An 18,844-nucleotide genomic window follows, 5' to 3' on the forward strand; every position below is an offset into this window, starting at 1 on the left:
GGGCGTTCTGTTAGTTTTTTACGGCATCGGCTACTTTGGCTGGGCGATTACCAAGCTCACCATCGGTGCCGCCCGGGGCCGGCGGATGTCGTTATCGTGCCCGGCATTATCTTCACGGCCTGGTTCTCGCTGGCAGCCTATGTGATAGTCGAGGAGGGCGCGTGGGGCACTGCTGCGCTGCGTCGCTCGCGTGAGCTCGTCCGTGGCCGCACCTGGGACGTCATCGGCACCATGTTCCTGTCCTCGAGTCTCAGCGTTATCACGATCGTCCCCGTCCTCGGTACGCTGGCATATCTGGCGCTCACCCTCGTCCTCACGCCCGTGTACGCCGTGCGCTACGTGCAGCTCGTAGAGCTCAAGAAGCTCCCCGACTGGGAGTCCACGCCCACCAGCCCCCTCAACTACCTCGCGCTCGCTGCCGGCCTCATCTTTACCGGCGTCACCTACAACAACGACTTCCAAAAATCCCTCCACGACCTGCAGCAAAACTCATCAGTTGAGAAAAGTACCCAACCGTACTAAGATAGCTCGAGTCCAATCTCTCGCTACGCGCCTGTAGCTCAGGGGATAGAGCACCAGTTTCCGGTACTGGGTGTCGGGGGTTCGAATCCCTCCAGGCGCACCAATGTTCTTATTTCTGCCCGGCCAAATCGATATTGTAGTACGGTAAATGTTCGGTATAATTGCCGCATGACGTACAAAGATTTTGGTGGTTGGAGCGTCCAAAAACTGACTCTTGAGCAATCGACGAACGAGAGGTATTTCTACGAACGTGAGATATGGTGGGCCAGTATTGGTCACAATATGGCAGCGAAGAAGATGGTAAAGGCGCGAGTTATTCACGACCAGTCCTAGTTTTCAGAAAGTTCAACAAAGCACTGTTTTACGGCCTACCATTATCGACCACGACCCGATCGGGCAAATACTACTTCGGCATTACCACGTTAGGAATTGACGATAAGGTATTGCTCACCCAAATGCGGGCATACGACGCGAAGCGGCTAATAAACAAAATCGGGATTATTACTCTCGAAGAACAAACAGCCATTAAGCGACAGTTCATTGCAATTATTCGTGATATTCGAAGAGAAAAAATTGAACCCCCGCTTGCGCAGGGGTGAGTCCGAAGACCATTTGTAAATCTATCCTACCGTCATGAGACTTAATGGTCAAGTTTTAATGCCCCCGAGCCTCTTTTGTTCTGGTATTCTATATGCATGTTAATCACTTTTGTTGATTCGTTAGCCCGGCCGGCCGGTTCGCTATGGCAGAGACTTCAGTCTAGCAGTCACGATGACACATTCAATGTTGCCTCTCCCTTGTCGAGTACGCCGTTTCCGATTTATCAATGGATTTTAGAAAACAGCGGGGATTTTACAAACTGGGATAAAACTAATTTGGTGCTTATGGATGAGCAGGTCGACGGCGATCAGCCACCATACCGTTATATTCCGTTGGAAGATCCGGCCAGCTATGAAGCGTTTGCTCGTCGCTCGCTGCTTGACCAACTATCCGAAAAAACTGGTGTCAGCATTGATGTCATCAAGCCTAGACTGGAAACCATCGATTCATTCAATACGAGAATCGACCTACTCGTACTGGCGCTGGGAATCGACGGCAACTATGCCAACGTAATGCCTGGTACGCCAGAGTCAGGCGGCTGGCACATCGCGCACCTTACGCCGGCGTTCCGGCAAACACACACCAAAACAGGAAGCAAGTCCTACGAGAACGCCAAGTTTCGCGAATTTGGAATGTCACTCGGGCCGCAGCAAGTTCTCGAGGCGAAGAATGTCGTAGTTATCATCAGCGGCCCACAAAAACACGATCTAGCTACGCAACTGCTAGCTTATAGGGAGTTCGACCCGACGTTCCCATTATCAATTATCTATCATCCCGAAGTGATTGATCGAGTGCAGATCTTTATTGCGAATGATGTTGGAATCGAAGGATCAAAATCCTGATTCGCTCAACGAAGGAATATTAATCATGACCGATCCCGAACACTCAAAATCAGCCGAACTGCCGACGCCCCCCCCGCGCCCTAATCCCGAATACCTAGGGCCATCCGGCCTGGCCATTGAGCGGATTGAGCAAGCCCGGCTCTTTCCCAAAGAAAAAGTGGATCTTTTGCTGGTAGCTCTCGGTGAAAAACCAGCCACCCTACATCGCTTATCATCCCCCGCCTGGGCTCCCGGCGAGACGCAGCAGGGCGTACCCGAAGACGAATTTCAGGCCTACATGACCGCCGCCGAGGCTACCGGTCTTGCCGTAGAGGTGGGTCCCGACCATGTAGTAAATCCTGCCGCTGAGTACATACGTGGCACCGACGGTGAAGTCGTATATCGACAAAACCCCAGCTATTGGGACGCCCGAGTTGCCGGGGGCGAGCAGGAAACCTGGCGCACCATTTTCGTGGCCCGCGACCAGCCAACGCTTGAATTCATCAAGGCCGCCGACGCCGCCAATGATGCTCGTGCGCTCGGCCAGGCCTACGGGTTCCCCGAAACCGCCACCGACGCCTATCTCGCCGGGCATATCGAGCATGCATCGGCCGTCGGCGAGAGCGACCCAGCCGTGCTGGCATTTGCGGCCTACGGCCTTTCGCCGGAACACGGCGCCGAAGAGCTGGCCGTGGCTCGCCGTTGGGCCGACGCCGTGCGCCAGGCCAGCCCCCGCATCGCCGACGAACTCATCAACTACGATCCCCGCACGTTCCGAAAATAAATCCCACCCCCTATCCATTTGCCGCGGTATATGCTATAAATTCCTAAGTTGCGCCGGATGCGCGAACCCGCGTGCGCTCGTAGCTCAGTGGATAGAGCACTAGGCTTCGAACCTAGGTGTCGGGGGTTCGAGTCCCTCCGAGCGCACCAGTTAACATTTTGGGCCATTAGCTCAGTTGGTTAGAGCAGCTGCCTCTTAAGCAGCGTGTCCTGGGTTCGAGTCCCAGATGGCCCTCCAGGAATTATATTTTGGCTCTGCAAAGGCCTAAACATGTCCAACAAAAAGCCCTCAAAACGGGGCTTTTTGTTTTTGTTATATATAGTGAGATCATGACAGAATCCGTAGACATCGCTAAACTCTACTTTGATCTTTCGAACAATAGCGACTTCGAGGGTATCAAAAAGCTCTTCACTGATACGACACAATACGTCTCGCAGAATACGGGCCTCCACACTGGCCGTACCAAAATTATGGAAATGCAGCGAGTATTCCATGCCAAGTTTGCTAACCTGCATTGGCATGTTAATAATATCCAGGAAGTTAGGCGCGGAGTGATACTTGTTGATTATGATTTCACCGGAGTAACGTCAGGTGGCGAGAAAGTTGAAACCTCAGGTTTCGAATACGTCACTGTCCAAGATGACAAGATTGTGAAAATAGAAATAAAAAACAAATCCTAGCTCATCAGGGCTATGCAAACGCAACAATATAAAGCTTGGTCGCGCATCGAACTTGAGTTGCAACAGCCAGCACGATAGCCCTCCATAGCGCTTATGCTTAGAAAAGACCCCAGTGGGTCTTTTCTTGTTATGACCGATTTATGAACAGCGGCCAGTCGTTTACATCTTATTGCTTGAGCGGGCAGAATATACCTAGCTGTGACTCATTCTATCTATTCCCAGATCCATGCCTATTTTCGGGAATTATTTTGTTATCTTATCCCCATCTAGACTGGCCGTCAGCAGGTCGGCTCCATTATTAAGCGCCTAGCTATTGATCGCGCTGCCGCACAAACTCCAGGATGTCGTCTAGTGCGCGCTGCCCGTCGGCGGTATCGAGGTTGAACTGATATTCATGCGCAAGACTCGGCTGGTGATCGGCTGGATAAAACAGTGAGGTGACGGGTACGCCTAGTGCGGTCAGGCGTCCTGCCAGCGGTTTGGATTGATGATCAGTCAGCGGATCACCATTACCGCCGCTTATAAAAGTAGGCGGGAAGCTACCCGTGACGTGGTAATAAGGAGAAAGCTGCCGGATGAGCGGTCCAGACTTGTCGGGTGATCCACTGAAGGCCCACACTACCCTATCATCCGCCCAGCTAATGATCCTAGGCAGCGAGGGGGCGGCCTCGGTGAGACCCTCCAATTGATAAATGCCACAAAATAGGATCACGCCCGCTAGCTGTTGCGGCGCAAGGGCGGGCCGTACTCCTACCTCTTGAGCATAGTCGGGGTTGGTAATGAGGGCGGCCATTTGACTGGATAGTTGAGCTCCGGCTGAGTCGCCGGCCAAGAAAATCTTGTTTGGATCAACGCGAAAACGCTTGGCGTTGGCCGCTACGTAAGCGTGAGCTGCATTTAACTCAAGAGTCTGAGTTGGCGATGATTTTTCCGGTGCCAAGCTATAATTGAGCGATACCACCACCAGGTTGTGAGCGGCAATTGATTTAAAGTAAGGGGCGTCATTGGTTTTGTCACCCGACACCCATGCTCCACCATGCGTCCATATCACTACGGGCAAGAGTTGACTGCCTTGCTCGGCTGTTTGCGGGATATAGACATCAAGCAGCGCATTTTTGTCGCCGGCCTCGTATGGCTGATCCGATAAAACTGTGATAGGCGTAGTCGGAGTATATTTTTCGAGTCGGGTCAAAACCGCCTTATCGCTATGGTTAAAGATCGCACGCACCAGCAATGCACCCGGCCATGGATTTACTTGAAAGGCAATGTAGGCTAACAAAAAAACCAACAAAATACTAAAAGCTATGGCTAGTAGTCGTTTGCTCAACCGGCCCAAAAGGTCTCTAGATGATTTAGATTTAACTTTTTTCATCGCGTATGAATATACGTAATTGTACAAGAATGCGCATCGTATTGGCATGCCGAATCTCAGGGGCAACAGCCGGCACGATTCTTTATCTCATTTGCTATACTAATGCCGATGAATAAAAACCTTAACCTTCAGGCGCCCGCCGCGGGTGAGCGAGCGTTGGTCCTCGGCGGTGGCGGATCGGCCGGCAATGCGTGGCTGATCGGCGTGGTCGCCGGCCTGTTTGAGGCCGGGGTGGATGTGACCAACGCCGACGTGATCATCGGGACATCAGCCGGATCGACCGCCGCGGCCCAGATCACGAGCGCGACCCCGGCCGAACTGCTTGCCGCCACCCTCGCCGCGCCCCCACCGCGGACCGCTCCGGCCGGATCAGGCGGCGGACCTGCCCCGATGAGGCCGGCAACGAACCACAACCACGTGGAGAGGCTGAGCGCCATCATCGGCGCCGCTAAGGATGTGGCCGACATGCGCCGCAGGATGGGCGCGGCGGCGCTCGACCTGGATGCGGCGTCGGACGGCTCCTGGTCGGCGCAATGGCGCACTACCGTCGCCTCGCGGCTGCCCAGTCATCACTGGCCGCAACAATCGGTGCAAATCACGGCAGTCGATGCCCGTACCGGTGAACCAGTCGTGTTCGACCGCCACAGTGGAGTCGACCTGGTCGACGCCATTGCCGCCAGTTGCGCCAGTGGCCTTCCCTACAGGATAGGGGACAATCTATACATCGACGGCGGCTTCCGGTCCAACGCCGAGAATGCCGATCTGGCAGCCGGATACGCTCGGGTGCTGGTGCTGTCACCATTCGGTGGCAAATCACTGCAACCGCTGGCGTGGGGCACCCATCTCGCAACCCAGATCGATGAACTCCGCGCCCGCGGCAGCCGAGTCGAAACCATCTTCCCGGATAACAACTCCCGCCACATATTCGCCTTCGGCGGCAATGTGATGGATCCGTCGATGCGTCCCCCCGCCGCCCGGGCCGGTTACGACCAAGGCAAAGCTCTTGCCGCCCGTCTCGCCGAATTCTGGCACTGAACCGCTCTTCGTGCATGCTGGATTTGTTATTTAACACCCCGAAATAACAATAAATATATATTGACAATCGATAAAGAATAAATTAACATATAAACATATTTATGAAACGAAGCTCAACCATATTTCTTCAGATGGTAGTCGTGCTCATCGGTGTCGGCACTCTTGCCCTGATGCTTTGGGAGCCCCAGATTGAGGGCAGGAATGCGCAGGCTACGCTCTTTGAGATATATTTCAGAGATCCATTCTTGGCGTATGCGTATATCGCATCGATTGCTTTTTTCGTAGGGCTCTACAAAGCGTTCAAACTGCTGGGGTACGTAGGACGAAAAGAAGTGTTTTCACAGCGTTCCGTGAATGCGCTACGGACTATAAAATATTGCGGGGTAGCCCTTATCGCTTTTATCGCAGCGCCAGAAGCCTACTTATTTATAGCGCGGCCCGGCGATGACATTGCGGGCGGTGTCGCGATAGGTCTCCTTCTGATTTTTGTCTCTGCCGTGATCGCCACCGCCGCGGCCGTGTTTGAAAGACGTTTACGAAGCGGCAAACGAGACGATCGATAATTTCGGTCCTGGCGCCGAATCCCCGTAGCAACAACCGCCATTCTGGCTCTCCATAGTACTTATGTTAAAATAATCCCTAATGAAAATCCTTCGGAACGTTAAGCTATTCGGATCCCTCACAATTTCGCTCTTAATTATCGGCTTACTGCCATTCCCGTGGGAGATTGGCCTGGCAATCGACCTTCTCACCGCCGCCACAGTAATACTTACGCTAATCTCCGGAATCATCAACCTTGTTCCTGCGGTACGTGCACATAAGTACCAGAAGACGCACTATATCAGCATGGTATGGCTCGTACTAGCTACCATCCTCATCGCGTCATTCATCGGCGGAATACTCTTGCTAGATGCCCTCTACAAGCCGATCTGAGCTACCAAGGAGCCACCGGCACGCTCATCACTATCGAACGAAAAGAGTATATTTAAAAGACGAAGCCAACCCTAAGCGAGGACACCGCCATGAGCAAAATGAACCCAGTTGTGCATTTCGAGATGGGCTATCAAGACAAAGACCGTATGATCAAATTCTACCAAACCGCCCTTAGCTGGCAGACCCAGCCGATGGGGCCCGACATGGGCGGTTACGTTGTCGCTCAAACCACCGAAACCGACGAGAATGGCATGGTCCAAACCAAAGGGGCGATTAATGGTGGGTTTTACCAAAAAACCGACGACCCCCAGGGCCAGGCCCCCTCGGTGGTAGTTTCGGTCGACGACGTTCACGAAACAATGAAGGCCGTAGAGGCCGCTGGTGGCAAGATCCTGGGCGGGCTGAACGCCCAAGGCGAACACACCATGGAGCCGCAGATGATCCCGGGGGTTGGCCTATGGATATCGGCGATGGACACCGAGGGCAATCGATTTTCCCTCTTGCAAGCCAAGTCCTAATGATGCAAGAATATATCCAAATCAAAGGCGCCCGCGAAAACAACCTCAAGAACGTCTCGCTGCGCATTCCCAAGCGCAAAATCACCGTCTTTACCGGCGTGTCCGGCTCGGGCAAATCATCGCTCGTGTTCGACACCGTGGCCGCCGAGGCCCAGCGCCTGCTCAACGAAAACTTCAGCATGTTCGTGCGCAATTTCTTGCCCCACCTCACTCAGCCGCACGCCGACGAAATCAAAAACCTCAGCATGGCCGTCATCGTCGACCAAAAACGCCTCGGCGGCGGCTCGCACTCCACCGTCGGCACCGTCACCGACATCGCCACCGCCCTGCGCCTCATGTTTAGCCGCGTTGGCAGGCCGTCTATCGGCTACGCCAACCTGTTTTCCTTCAACGACCCCGCCGGCATGTGCCCCGAGTGCAATGGCATGGGCCGCAGCATGGCCCTGGACCGCGAATTGGCCCTGGACACGTCCAAATCCATCGACGACGGCGCTATCAAGCTGCCGGGATATGACGGCGGCAATGTCTGGACCTACGGAGCCATGAAGGCCGCGGGCGTGGACACTACCAAAAAGCTAAAAGATTTCAGCGCGGCCGAGATGGAAGAATTCCTCCATGGCGAGCCCCGCAAGGTCAAAGTAAACGGCATAAACCTCACGTACGAAGGCCTAGAAGGCGTCTTTACCAAGAAATATATCCTGCGCGACCTCAAAACCATGTCGGACCGCACCCAAAAGCAATTTGGTCCGTTCATCACCATGGGCGCCTGCCACCTCTGCCACGGCGCCCGCCTCAGCCAACAAGCCTTGTCGGTAAAAGTAGAAGGCCACAACATCGCCGAGCTCTCGGCCATGCAGGTCGACGCGCTGCTCGAGGTCGTAAAGCAAATCAAAGCCCCCGAGGCGCGTGCCATCGTCGCCACCCTGCACGACCGCCTCAGCAATCTCGTCGATATCGGCCTCGGCTACCTCAGCCTCGACCGTGTCACCGACACTCTGTCCGGCGGCGAATCCCAGCGCGTCAAAATGGTGAAGCACCTCAACGGCAGCCTCGTCGACGTCATGTACATCTTCGACGAGCCCAGCGTCGGTCTGCACCCCCGCGACGTCCACCGCCTCAACGAGCTGCTCGCCAAACTCCGCGACGCCGGCAACACCGTCATCGTCGTCGAGCACGACCCCGACGTCATCCAGGCTGCCGACCACATCATCGACGTCGGCCCCGGTGCCGGCAGCAACGGGGGAGAAGTCGTCTTCGAAGGCGCCTACCCCGAACTCCTCAAAACCGACACCCTCACCGGCCAGCACCTCAAAGACAAATCGCCCGTCAAATCCAGCTTCCGCCAACCTACCGGCCAGCTCCAAATCCGCGACGCCCACGCCAACAACCTTGCTCACATCGACGTCGACATCCCCACCGGCGTCTTCACCGTCATCACCGGCGTCGCCGGCTCGGGCAAGAGCTCACTCATCAACCAAGTCTTCCTGCGCCAACACCCCGAAGCCATCGTGGTCGACCAATCCGGCATCGGCGTCTCCACCCGCTCCAACCCCGCCACCTACACCGGCATCATGGACGTCATCCGCAAAGCCTTCGCCACCGCCAGCAAAGCCGACATCGCACTCTTCAGTTTCAATTCCAAGGGCGCCTGCGACAATTGCAAAGGCGCCGGCTTCGTGACCACCGACCTCGCCTTCCTCGACGACGCCAAGCTCCCCTGCGACGTCTGCGAAGGCAGACGCTTCAAGCCCGAAGTGCTGGAGTACAAATACCAGGACAAAAACATTAATGAAGTCCTCAATCTCACCGTCGCCCAGGCCATCGAATTCTTCGATCTGGGAGAAATCGCCCAAAAGCTCCAGGCCCTCAGCGACGTCGGCCTCGACTACCTCTCGCTCGGCCAGCCCCTAAGCTCACTCTCTGGCGGCGAATGCCAACGTCTCAAGCTCGCCTCGGAGCTCCACAAAAAGGGGAGCATCTACGTCCTCGACGAGCCCACCACGGGCCTCCATATGTCCGACATCACCCGCCTCCACGCCATCATAAACCGGCTCGTAGACGCCAAAAACACCGTCATCACCATCGAGCACAACCAAGAAGTCATCCGCCAGGCCGACCACATCATCGACCTCGGCCCCGAAGGCGGCCACGCCGGCGGCCAGGTCATGTTCCAGGGCACCCCGGCCGAGCTCGTGAAGAGCGAGCAGGCGTTGATCGCGGAGTATTTGTAAGTTAGCTTAGATTAGTTAATCCAGTGTGTTAAACAGCTGTTCTAGTTTCTGGACTAAACCATCATCCTTACGAAATTGAGGCGGCTCTTGAAAGAAGACTCCAAATACGCCTTCGAGATATTGAATAATGATGTCGTTAATCAAATAGCCGAAGAAATCATCTTGCTCCGCTAAATCAGACAGCACCTCAAAATACGATTTTGGCTCAACATGAACTACAATTTTATCGCGTAAGTTTAGCAAACTTTGTAATCTAGAATCAGTTCCCAAAATTTGCAGCGAAGGGATGTTAGTAACTCCGAGCTTCCCGCCCCACATAGGTAATTTGGTGCTCAGAGTAAACACTGACGCTGGTTCATTGGAGCCCGTAGGCTTATCGAACAAGTTACTTACATGAACGATAACGTCCAAATAGGCCCACCACGATATGGTCATCCGGAGGCTGTGGGCTTCCATAGCGATGGCAGTGGACAGGTCTGGGCGCAATACGTCAAAGACTCGAAACTTTTCTTCTGCTTGTCCGGCATAGAAAAATAAAAATGCGCAGAATCTTTTTAGTTTTATAGCCTCGGGTGAATTTTGATTTTGTATTTGCTTCTTAAAAACAAACAGTGATTCGAATTCCTCAAAAACTGTTTCAGGATCGAGCAGCGTGATAGGTTCTTCCATAGCTATTAATTATATTCCACCCAAACAAACTAGCTAAAAATACGCATAATTAGTACTGAAAGAGTAACTAATAAATGCTATAATACTGCTTAGCAAAGGCAAAATACACCTGTGTCATATACCATTATCATGTATGAAACACCAAGCGGCCAGCCGTTGGTACAAAACTTCATAGACGGCGTCCAAAAGGGAACTCGGGCGAAGGTCTATCGTCAGATTGATCTGCTGGAGTTGTACGGCCCGCAGCTCGGGATGCCCCACTCGAAGCCAATGGGCGGTGGTCTGTACGAGCTGAGAGTACGTGGTCAGCAAGAAGTCCGCGTGTTTTACATATTTGCTGTCGAGAATACGGTATATCTGCTTCATGGTTTCCAGAAGAAGAGCCAGTCCACCCCCAAGAAAGAATTAGACTTAGCTCGACGGCGCCAGGGAGAGATTGAAGCTCAGAACTAGTATAGGATTGCACATTTAACACATATATGCAATAATACCGTTAATAGTCTAAAAGCATGAAGGCGCTGCATTATGAAAGATTGGAAGTCCTACAAAGAGGAATCCCTCAAAAACGACCCAGAGCTCGCGCATCTTTATGATGAGCTTGAGCCGGAGTACCAACTTGCCCGAAGTTTCATCGAGGCTCGTATCGCCAAGGGTTTGACGCAAATCGAACTCGCGCAAAAGGCAGGTGTTGGCCAAACGGTCATCGCACGCCTTGAGAGCGGCACATCTAACCCAACAGTAGCAACCGTTAGCAAAGTTGCTAGGGTGCTGGGCCAAGAGTACAGACTAGTTAAGGCGTAAGGTCTACCTTCAAAAATTCAGCCGGAGCCATAATATTGATACCCTCGTAGCTTTTAAGTACGAGGAGATCTTTATCACCGCTCACGATGCAGCTACAACCGCCAATGACCGCCGTTTCCAGCACCCGGTTGTCGTCTTCGTCCCGAGACACATGAACACTAACGCCTCCCAGCCTCACGAGCTCCGTTTCTTGCTCGATAAGTAGCTCCATGAGAGCAAAATCGGGATCAAAATCCGAAAATTTCTGTGTGATTTTGCGCCGCATCTCGGTCAAAATTTCGGAGGAAATAACTACCTCGATCATCCCGCGAGCCAGCAACTCAACCACTTGTCGCGGCTTTCCCCCGAATACGAGCGCAGACAGCCAGACATTAGTATCTATGACGACCCTTGGCCTAGCGTTCATTGGGGCTGTCGAGAATTTGATACGCTTGCTCCTCGCTCGAAATACCCATCTGGCGACCCTTCGCATTAGCCGCATCCAGCAGGCTCCCCCAACGTCGCCGGCGACTCAAATCAGCCAAGGCCAGCCGGCGAAAGTATTCACTTCTACTCCCCAAATCCTGCTTGACCGCTTCGTCTACATCTTTTAACAATGTTTCGTCCAGCGCAATATTGAGTGTTTTTGTGGCCATACGTAACGAGCTCCTATATGGACAGATTGTATAGGTTTTGTTGATATGTGTCAATTCCTAACAAAAATAGCGCCGACACATATCTATACATTCATAAAAAGCCTACACTGCACACAGCGTTAGTATCAAATAAGCAGAAGGGTCCAATCATGCCCTCGCATCGCAAAATCTCCCTAACCGCGGGCATCCTTTATCTCCTCACCTTCGTCTCCATCCCCACCCTGGCGCTCTACACCCAAGTCAAAAGCACCGGCTACATCACCGGCGCCGGGCCGGACACGGCCGCCATCATCGGCGGCATCCTGGAGATCATCGTGGCGCTGGCCGGCATCGCCACCGCCGTGGTGCTGTTCCCGATCCTCAAAAAGCAAAGTGAAACCCTCGCGCTCGGCCTGGTGGCTGCCCGCGTCCTCGAATCCAGTGCCATCTTCGTCGGCGTGGCGTTCGTGCTGTCCATTGTGGCCCTGCGGCAGGCCGGAGCCGGCGCCGACGTGCTGCCCATCGGCCACGCGCTTGCCACCCTGTACGACCGCATCTTTTTCCTCAGCCAAAGCTTCATGCCCGCCATCTGCGACCTGTTGCTGGGCACGTTGCTGTACCGGTCGCGCCTGGTGCCGCGCGGCCTGGCGCTCATCGGCATCGTCGGCGGTCCCATTCTCATCCTTGGCTACCTCGCTGTGTTCTTTGGCCTCTTGGGGCAGCATGCCCCCCTGGCCGGCCTAAGCGCCCTGCCGGTGGCGGCGTTTGAGATTTCGCTCGGCATCTGGCTAGTCGTCAAAGGCTTCAACCCTCGGGCCGCCGCCGCGCTCGAGTCCAAACGCTCCGCTACTTAGCCGCCTGCCGCAGCCCCAAAACATTCCCGCTCGGGTCTTTAATCTGAGCAATCAGCAACCCGCCGCCCACGTCTTTGGGCTCTTGGACCGTACTGGCGCCGGCGTCCAGGTAGGTCTTTAGGCTCGCGGCGATGTCGTCTACATCAATATACCCAATCACCGCCTGCCCGTTTGGGTCCAGGCCAACCTCCAAATCACCTACCTTATATCCCACGTAATACGCGCTCTCCGCGTAGGGTTCGACGCCCAAAAACGTCTTAAAAAATGCCTTGCTCTCGTCCAAGTCCTTAACCGGATACACGAGTAATGTAATGTTCTCCGCCATGAAGTCTCCTTTTTGCATTGTGAGCTAACTATACACATGCTTGATACAATGAAGCCATGAAAAACCCTCGTGAAAAGCCCGGAGACAACCTTGAATTTCGAGCCGAATTGCTCAAGGAGCGCATTTACGCCACCCTGGCCCTGCTGGCGATCCTGCTGACCATCGACCCCGCCCACACCTCGACGTTAAAAGCCGCGATTGTGGTGCTCGGCACGGCCCTCTCGCTGTGGGGCGCCAGCCTGATCGCCGCCGGCATGTCGTACCGGGTAGTGATGCAGCGGCCGGAGCCCGAAACCAGCTTTAAGCGCCGGGTAGTGCTGCACTCGCCATTACTCGCGGCCGCCGCTTTTCCACTGCTGACAATCGCGCTGTCGGCGCTGGGTTTTATCAGCCTGTCCGTCGCCGTGGACGTATCGATCGGCGCCTCGTTGCTCCTGCTTCTGGGGTGGTCGTTGCTGTCGGCTCGGGCCGTCGGGGCCGGCCGGCTCGCCACGCTCGTCGTGGCCGCTATCGAGCTAGCTATTGGCTTGGCGGTGGTCTGGTTAAAAATGACCGTGGGCCATTGAGAGTGAAAAAAGCAGAAATTAACCTGCTTGAGCTTCGAGAAGCGCTAGAAGCATCCTGGGATTCGTCGACGTCCTACCTCGGTGCTTCGGAAGCCGGTAATCCGGCGCTTGGCCAATGCTACCCGACCTCGCGAGTGGTGCAGCATTTCTTCCCAGCCGCCGAGATTGCCGAAGGAGAGGTCTGGACGGGCAAAGCCATCGAGAAGCATTTCTGGAATGTTCTGCGGTCCGGTGGAGATGATTATCATATCGACCTTACCTGGCAACAGTTCCCGCCCGGGTCATCGGTGCGATCTTTTAAAATCCGCGACAGGAAAACGCTTGGTGACGGACCCGCTACGGTGAAACGGTGTGCGTTACTGCTGGATCGCGTAAGCAGCTATCTATCAAAATAGCTAGCCGCTCTGAAAACAATGATCGAAAACACTTTTCGGGCACGCGTCAACTAAGCGTATAATACTAATGGTTTTAAGCTTATTTTCATAATAGGGGGTCGAAAGGCAAATATATGTACGACTACAGCACGGATACCACTAACTCCTCATCTTCCATGTCCGGAGGCCAAGTAATTGGCTCCCTCATAGCCGCCGCCATCATTCTGGCGGGCATGTGGAAAATCTTTACGAAGGCCAAGCAGCCGGGATGGGCGGTGATCATTCCGATTTATAATACCTACATCCTGCTTAAGATCATCGGCCGGCCGTGGTGGTGGTTGCTGCTCTTGCTCATTCCCATCGTGAACATTGTGCTCGGCATTATGATGTACCACGAGCTCGCGAAATCCTTCGGCAAGGGCGTCGGCTACACCCTGCTGCTGCTCTTGTTGCCATTTATTGGGTTCCCGGTGCTCGGGTTCGGCTCCGCCCAGTACCAGGGCCCGGCTGCTGGCCGCGCCTAAACCGACCGGCGAACAATCTCGCTCGCCAGGTATGGTTGAGGTCGGATTCTGCCTTCCCCCAAGCCCCTTCTTTGCTATACTATGAGGCAGATAAGAGGTGATGTAATGAGTAGAGCCGGGGCCAGCTAATGGGATCCGGAGAAGCTACGGCTTCAAGTGTCTTCAATAACCTCATGCTGGGGTACATAATCCTGCTTTTTAACAAGCTCGATCTGTTTCCGCATTTTTTTTCCGGCGCCACCTTCGATCAGCTGCAGGCAGCCGACGGCCTCGACCCCGTGCGCCTCAGGTCCGTCTTGGGCGCCGCCACCTCCAGCGGCTTGATCCGCGAAAAATATAGTGTTTACCACCTCACCAACCTCGGGCTCGAGCTGCACCGCAACCGCGGCTTTTTTACCTGGGCCATTGGCGGCTACTCGCCACTGCTCGAGTCTATGGATACCTTTTTGCGGTCGCCGGACACCGCCTGGCAACCCTACGTTCGCGGCAATTACGTCGCGGTGGGCGCCGATGAGTGCAACCAGGGCCTCATGCAGGCGATCTTCGATCAAGTCATCGATACCATACCCGCCACGCGCATCGCCGACCTAGGCTGCGGCAACGCCGGACGGCTCGCCGACCTCCTGAGCCGCCGCCCCGAACTCACCGGCGTCGGCGTCGACATCGACCCGGGCGCCATCGAGCTCGCCCGTCAAAACAGCGTCGCTCATGGTTTGGAGCAACGACTCCAATTGGTCCAGGAAAACGTCTTCGCCTCGCTCACCGGCCCGCGGCCCGAATTTGACGACGTCGAACTCGTAATGAGCTTCATGATGCTTCACGACCTCTTCAATCTCTCGGGCTTGCAGGGCCGGCTCTTCGACCTCATGAAAAAAGCTTTTCCAAAAGCAAAATACTACGTCCTGGCCGATACCTGCCTCCGTGAGCCACCGCCCGCCGCCACAGCTCCGCCCATCTTCACCCTCGGTTTCGAGCTCATCCACGGCCTGCGCGGCATCCAACTATTTCCCCTCAGCTACTACGAGGAGCAATTTTCGCGGGCCGGGCTGCACCTCGTCGCGCGGCACGATTTTGGCGTGCCGGGTACCCACCTCTTCGTGCTTGAGGTGCCGGCGTGACCACCCTGGCCGAGGCCTATTTCGGCCACGTGCCAGCACCGGCCGCGCCGCCGCTGAGTACCGGCACTCCGCTGCATCTCAACGAGATGCCGGCCGACGTCCCACTCGCCTTGCGCCGCCGCATCCTGGCCCAGCTGCGCCGCGTCCCACTCAATCGCTACCCCGAACCCTTTGCCGACTCGCTGGCCACCCAGCTGGCCGCCTGGTATGGCTGTCGGCCGGGGCAGCTGCTGGTGGGCCCCGGGTCGAGCTCGTTTATCCGTTTGCTCTTCACGTATTTTGGCCTGCACGCCCGGGGTCACATCGTGATTGCGCGGCCGTCCTTTGCCTACTACGAGCAATTTTGCCGCGCTTTCAACATTCCCTACCGCACCTGGGAGCTCGACGATAATTTTCAATACGACACCGCTAGCCTCGCTGATTTGCCCGACCACTCGGCGGTGTGGCTGGCCAGCCCCAACAATCCCACCGGCGATGTCATTCCCACCGACCGGCTGGCCGCGCTGCTCGGCGCCCACCCGCGCAGCCTGTTCGTCGTCGACGAGGCCTACGGTGAGTTCGCCGGCTCCAGCCTGCTGCCGTTGCTAGCGGAGCACCCCAACCTGTTGCTGCTGCGGACGCTGTCAAAGGTAGTATCGGCCGCCAGTTTGCGCTGTGGCGCGCTCATGGGCGACGAATCCCTCATTGCCGCCATTCGCGGACTCCAAACGCCCTGGCAAATGTCCGGTTTTACCATCGAGGCCGCCAAAGTCATCTTGAGTTACATCCAGGAAACCAGCTGGGCCACCGACCAAATCCGCGCCCTGACCGCCGAGCGCGACCAACTTTCGCGGCGCTGGGCCGCGGCTGCCGGCCAGCAATTCACCGTGTACCCGTCCCGAGCCAACTTTATATTGTTGCGCGCCGCCAGCCCCAAAGCCTACCACGCCCTGCTCGCTGCCTGCGCCCGGCACGGCCTGCTCGTGGCTGCGCTCGACGGCCAGCCGCGCCTATCCGGCTGTGTGCGCGTCACCATCGGCCGTCCCGCCGATAACGTCACTTTTACAAAGGCCTTTCAAGAAAGCCTATCTATACCTTAGAATAGCGTCACAGAAAGGGGCTCCTGCCGTGCAGTATGATGAAACACTTTGGCGAAATTATGCCAAAGTCTACGATACCCTGCTTGAAATCATCCCATACCGCAACCTCCTGCTGGAGGTGGTCGATAGTGCCCAAATCAAGGGCGGCCAGGCCGTGCTCGACACCTGTTGCGGTACCGGTAATCTGCTATGGGCCTTGCAGCACCAAAATATTAACTGCCAGTTCACGGGTGTGGACGCCTCATCGGCCATGCTCGCCAAAGCGCAGGCCAAAACCCCCGCCTTTAGCGGCACCGCCGAATTTTGCCGCATGGACTTACACCGGCCACTCGAAGCTTGGAAGATTACGGGGTCGTTCGATCGATTCATTCTGAACAATTGTGTCTTCGCGCTCGACAATCCGGCCCTAGTGTTGCAAAACTTGGCCACCTTCGCCCGGCCTGGCGCTATCCTCGTTCTCTCCACGCCCCACCCCAGCCCCAGCCTCGATGCCGTCCTCGACGAGCATCTCCGCGATGCCGAAACCGCCGGTCGATACCAAGAGCGCGAAGATGCATTGCAGCAGCTAGTACCCCTGGTAGAGCCGATTATTCGATGCAATCAGCAAATATTTCGACACTATGGAGACGAGCTGCATTTTCCGAATCGCTCCCAACTTGAGCAATGGTTCGAGCATTCAGGCTGGAAGATCACCGACATTCGCACGACCTATGCCGGTCAAAATTGGCTCGTAACAGCCGAGAAAGTTTAAAAACCTCGTGGTTGCATGCTCCGGTCCACGCGTGTGATGATTATCGCGTCCCCAGCCCTTTGATATGGGCCCCAACTACTTCAACGGTGGGATACACCATGACAAGTAACACCGGCAATACCGATCTCACCACCCTCAGCCTCACCGCTCTCTTCGAGCTTTACGCCGAAGAGTACGCACGGCTGCGGGAGCTCTTCCCCTACCAAGACCACTGGCGTCAAATCGTCGCCGAGCTCGGTCTCGAGACCCATGATCGCATCCTCGACGCCTGCTGCGGCGACGGCGCCCTGACCTGGGCGCTCACGAAACTGGGCGTCCCCCCGCCCCTCGTCCTGGGGCTCGACAACTCGACGGCGATGCTCGAGCACGCAGCCGCCGAGCCTTACCCCTCGGGACGCGCGATGTACCTGCTGTCCGATCTCAACGCGCCTCCCGACGAATGGGCGCCGGCGGAGTTTTCGGCAAAGGCACCGAGCCTGAACATCACGAAGATCGCGCTGATCAACGGCCTCTATGCCCTCCGTGATCCCCAGCAGGCGCTCGCAGGACTGGCCCAAGTAGTGCGGCCAAACACCTCACTGGTGCTCTCCACCGCCCTGCCCAACCCAGACATGCAGGCGGTGCTACGGGAGCACCTGGAGCAAGTAGCGGCCAAGGGCGGAGACCCCGCCGCCGAATACAACCGGCTCCTCGGTCCCGAAGGCGTCTTCAAGCTCATCGCCGCCATCAACCAGGAAATCATCCGTCGCGGTGCCACCTCGCTCCACTTCCTGGACGAACCCACGCTGCGGCAGATGCTGGACGCGGCCGGCTGGCAGGTCATGCGGTCGCAGATCGTCTACGCCGGCCAAAACGTGCTCATCACGGCCAAGAAACGGTAGGACCCCATGTCCCTCGTTGTGGTGCGGCGCGCCGACAGCCCCGCCGATATTCGCTGTGCCTTCGCGATCCGGGCAGCGGCTTTCAGCCAGCTGGGCGGCAACCGGCACACCCCGTTTGACACCCGCCCAGACACCCGGTCCTTCCTCGCCACCACCCCCCGCGGTGACGGTGTCGCCGCCGGGTGGGTCGTCTCGGGCCGGTCGGGCAGCTTGCCTTCCGCTGGAATCTTCGCCCAGATGGGCTGGCCGCTCAATCCCCCGGGTTTCGCGCACTGGGACGAATTCACACGGTTTGGCACCAGCCCTCAGTACCAGCGAACCCGAACCGGCCTCGCCGGCTTCCTGGGCATGGCCGGTGCCGCCGTCTGCCATGGGCTCAAACCAGAAGCGCCCCGGCTGCACTGGCTCATGACCATGATGCCAGGTCTCGTCCAGTCACTGGACTGGGTTCCCTATGAGGGCCTGCATCGGGGACCATTCCAGTACCGCGGCGGACCCAACACGCTCGAGCCCATCTGGGCCGCCACCGTGTATCTCCCCGAAGTGCCTCGGGCGCTACAACTCGTGCGCCCCAGACTCTACACCCTGATGTTCCCAGGCGGCGTCCCATCCGGCGAGTGGCCTGCAGGTCGCTCAGACGATGACCTCCGCGAGCTCATCGCGGCCAATCGCGCCATCCTGGCGACGCACATCAGCCAGGCAGGGGAGCGCTCGCTGCCGGTCTACACCGCCTAGCGGTCGAGGCCCGCCGGACACTTCGTCCGGCGGGCCTCTTCCCAATTTCCCGCGGCA

Annotated in this window: 26 protein-coding genes and 3 tRNA genes; 24 read left to right on the forward strand and 5 right to left on the reverse strand. The window is 56.3% G+C overall.

The genetic code is table 11. The annotated features are described in order from the left end of the window. Positions 1-96 precede the first annotated feature (96 nt). From VMT30_04005 to VMT30_04040, 8 genes are all read left to right on the forward strand, one after another. On the forward strand, positions 97-522 hold the full coding sequence (locus VMT30_04005) for a hypothetical protein (protein HVQ44101.1): 426 nt from the start codon (positions 97-99) through the stop codon (positions 520-522). Between the two features lie 27 nt (positions 523-549). Further along, positions 550-625: transfer RNA gene (locus VMT30_04010), tRNA-Arg, on the forward strand. 65 nt (positions 626-690) lie between these two features. Further along, complete coding sequence (locus VMT30_04015; GenBank protein HVQ44102.1) at positions 691-855, forward strand: hypothetical protein; 165 nt, start codon at positions 691-693, stop codon at positions 853-855. A 362-nt stretch (positions 856-1,217) separates the two neighbouring features. Beyond that, complete coding sequence (locus VMT30_04020) at positions 1,218-1,964, forward strand: 6-phosphogluconolactonase (GenBank protein ID HVQ44103.1); 747 nt, start codon at positions 1,218-1,220, stop codon at positions 1,962-1,964. A 25-nt stretch (positions 1,965-1,989) separates the two neighbouring features. Then, the gene (locus tag VMT30_04025) at positions 1,990-2,727 is read left to right on the forward strand and encodes a hypothetical protein (GenBank protein ID HVQ44104.1); all 738 of its coding nucleotides are present in this window, start codon (positions 1,990-1,992) and stop codon (positions 2,725-2,727) included. Between the two features lie 73 nt (positions 2,728-2,800). Further along, a tRNA-Arg gene (locus VMT30_04030) sits at positions 2,801-2,876 on the forward strand. 11 nt (positions 2,877-2,887) lie between these two features. Continuing rightward, positions 2,888-2,964, forward strand: a tRNA-Lys gene (locus VMT30_04035). Between the two features lie 92 nt (positions 2,965-3,056). Further along, positions 3,057-3,407, forward strand: a complete 351-nt coding sequence (locus VMT30_04040) for a nuclear transport factor 2 family protein (protein HVQ44105.1) — start codon at positions 3,057-3,059, stop codon at positions 3,405-3,407. A 310-nt stretch (positions 3,408-3,717) separates the two neighbouring features. Here VMT30_04040 and VMT30_04045 read toward each other — a convergent pair whose 3' ends face one another. Further along, positions 3,718-4,779 carry an alpha/beta hydrolase gene (locus VMT30_04045; protein HVQ44106.1) on the reverse strand — a complete coding sequence of 354 codons (1,062 nt, stop codon included), beginning with the start codon at positions 4,777-4,779 and terminating at the stop codon, positions 3,718-3,720. Positions 4,780-4,887: 108 nt separating this feature from the next. Between VMT30_04045 and VMT30_04050 the strand changes: the two genes are divergently transcribed. From VMT30_04050 to VMT30_04070, 5 genes are all read left to right on the forward strand, one after another. Further along, positions 4,888-5,814 (forward strand): patatin-like phospholipase family protein, encoded by a 927-nt coding sequence (locus VMT30_04050; protein ID HVQ44107.1) that lies wholly within the window; start codon positions 4,888-4,890, stop codon positions 5,812-5,814. Positions 5,815-5,915: 101 nt separating this feature from the next. Next, a complete protein-coding gene (locus tag VMT30_04055; GenBank protein ID HVQ44108.1) occupies positions 5,916-6,377 on the forward strand; it encodes a DUF2975 domain-containing protein in 462 nt (153 codons plus the stop codon). 79 nt (positions 6,378-6,456) lie between these two features. After that, entirely contained in the window at positions 6,457-6,747 is a 291-nt protein-coding gene (locus VMT30_04060) for a hypothetical protein (protein HVQ44109.1), read from the forward strand. An 89-nt stretch (positions 6,748-6,836) separates the two neighbouring features. Further along, positions 6,837-7,265, forward strand: coding sequence for a VOC family protein (locus VMT30_04065; GenBank protein ID HVQ44110.1), 429 nt, complete (start codon positions 6,837-6,839; stop codon positions 7,263-7,265). Then, entirely contained in the window at positions 7,265-9,496 is a 2,232-nt protein-coding gene (locus VMT30_04070) for an excinuclease ABC subunit UvrA (GenBank protein ID HVQ44111.1), read from the forward strand. Before VMT30_04065 ends, VMT30_04070 begins: the two co-directional genes overlap by 1 nt. 15 nt (positions 9,497-9,511) lie before the next feature. Here the strand turns inward: VMT30_04070 and VMT30_04075 are convergent, their stop codons facing one another. After that, complete coding sequence (locus tag VMT30_04075; GenBank protein ID HVQ44112.1) at positions 9,512-10,165, reverse strand: hypothetical protein; 654 nt, start codon at positions 10,163-10,165, stop codon at positions 9,512-9,514. Between the two features lie 129 nt (positions 10,166-10,294). Between VMT30_04075 and VMT30_04080 the strand changes: the two genes are divergently transcribed. Further along, complete coding sequence (locus tag VMT30_04080) at positions 10,295-10,618, forward strand: type II toxin-antitoxin system RelE/ParE family toxin (protein ID HVQ44113.1); 324 nt, start codon at positions 10,295-10,297, stop codon at positions 10,616-10,618. A gap of 72 nt (positions 10,619-10,690) precedes the next feature. Next, a complete protein-coding gene (locus tag VMT30_04085; protein HVQ44114.1) occupies positions 10,691-10,966 on the forward strand; it encodes a helix-turn-helix transcriptional regulator in 276 nt (91 codons plus the stop codon). Here VMT30_04085 and VMT30_04090 read toward each other — a convergent pair. After that, positions 10,956-11,447, reverse strand: a complete 492-nt coding sequence (locus VMT30_04090) for a putative toxin-antitoxin system toxin component, PIN family (protein ID HVQ44115.1) — start codon at positions 11,445-11,447, stop codon at positions 10,956-10,958. The two genes, VMT30_04085 and VMT30_04090, sit on opposite strands and share 11 nt — an antisense overlap. After that, on the reverse strand, positions 11,362-11,601 hold the full coding sequence (locus tag VMT30_04095; protein HVQ44116.1) for a hypothetical protein: 240 nt from the start codon (positions 11,599-11,601) through the stop codon (positions 11,362-11,364). The genes VMT30_04090 and VMT30_04095 overlap by 86 nt, the downstream gene beginning before the upstream one ends. A gap of 149 nt (positions 11,602-11,750) precedes the next feature. Here VMT30_04095 and VMT30_04100 point away from each other — a divergent pair, with 149 nt between their 5' ends. Then, positions 11,751-12,434 carry a DUF4386 domain-containing protein gene (locus tag VMT30_04100; GenBank protein HVQ44117.1) on the forward strand — a complete coding sequence of 228 codons (684 nt, stop codon included), beginning with the start codon at positions 11,751-11,753 and terminating at the stop codon, positions 12,432-12,434. On the opposite strand, the gene VMT30_04105 is transcribed toward VMT30_04100, so the two are convergent. Further along, positions 12,427-12,759, reverse strand: coding sequence for a VOC family protein (locus VMT30_04105; GenBank protein ID HVQ44118.1), 333 nt, complete (start codon positions 12,757-12,759; stop codon positions 12,427-12,429). The two genes, VMT30_04100 and VMT30_04105, sit on opposite strands and share 8 nt — an antisense overlap. Positions 12,760-12,815: 56 nt before the next feature. On the opposite strand from VMT30_04105, the gene VMT30_04110 reads away from it, so the two are divergent. From VMT30_04110 to VMT30_04145, 8 genes are all read left to right on the forward strand, one after another. Then, positions 12,816-13,325: a hypothetical protein gene (locus VMT30_04110; GenBank protein ID HVQ44119.1), complete on the forward strand. Its 510-nt coding sequence runs from the start codon at positions 12,816-12,818 to the stop codon at positions 13,323-13,325. Positions 13,326-13,327: 2 nt separating this feature from the next. Continuing rightward, positions 13,328-13,720 carry a hypothetical protein gene (locus VMT30_04115; GenBank protein HVQ44120.1) on the forward strand — a complete coding sequence of 131 codons (393 nt, stop codon included), beginning with the start codon at positions 13,328-13,330 and terminating at the stop codon, positions 13,718-13,720. Between the two features lie 155 nt (positions 13,721-13,875). Beyond that, positions 13,876-14,223: a DUF5684 domain-containing protein gene (locus VMT30_04120; protein ID HVQ44121.1), complete on the forward strand. Its 348-nt coding sequence runs from the start codon at positions 13,876-13,878 to the stop codon at positions 14,221-14,223. A 173-nt stretch (positions 14,224-14,396) separates the two neighbouring features. Beyond that, positions 14,397-15,341, forward strand: coding sequence for a class I SAM-dependent methyltransferase (locus VMT30_04125; GenBank protein ID HVQ44122.1), 945 nt, complete (start codon positions 14,397-14,399; stop codon positions 15,339-15,341). Further along, the gene (locus VMT30_04130; GenBank protein HVQ44123.1) at positions 15,338-16,420 is read left to right on the forward strand and encodes an aminotransferase class I/II-fold pyridoxal phosphate-dependent enzyme; all 1,083 of its coding nucleotides are present in this window, start codon (positions 15,338-15,340) and stop codon (positions 16,418-16,420) included. The genes VMT30_04125 and VMT30_04130 overlap by 4 nt, the downstream gene beginning before the upstream one ends. 28 nt (positions 16,421-16,448) lie before the next feature. Further along, positions 16,449-17,171, forward strand: a complete 723-nt coding sequence (locus tag VMT30_04135; protein HVQ44124.1) for a methyltransferase domain-containing protein — start codon at positions 16,449-16,451, stop codon at positions 17,169-17,171. A gap of 98 nt (positions 17,172-17,269) precedes the next feature. Continuing rightward, positions 17,270-18,052: a methyltransferase domain-containing protein gene (locus VMT30_04140; GenBank protein HVQ44125.1), complete on the forward strand. Its 783-nt coding sequence runs from the start codon at positions 17,270-17,272 to the stop codon at positions 18,050-18,052. 6 nt (positions 18,053-18,058) lie between these two features. Then, positions 18,059-18,787, forward strand: a complete 729-nt coding sequence (locus VMT30_04145) for a hypothetical protein (protein HVQ44126.1) — start codon at positions 18,059-18,061, stop codon at positions 18,785-18,787. Positions 18,788-18,844 lie beyond the last annotated feature (57 nt).

The sequence above is a fragment of the Candidatus Saccharimonadia bacterium genome, from assembly GCA_035544015.1.
Taxonomy (GTDB): Bacteria; Patescibacteriota; Saccharimonadia; order UBA4664; family UBA4664; genus UBA5169.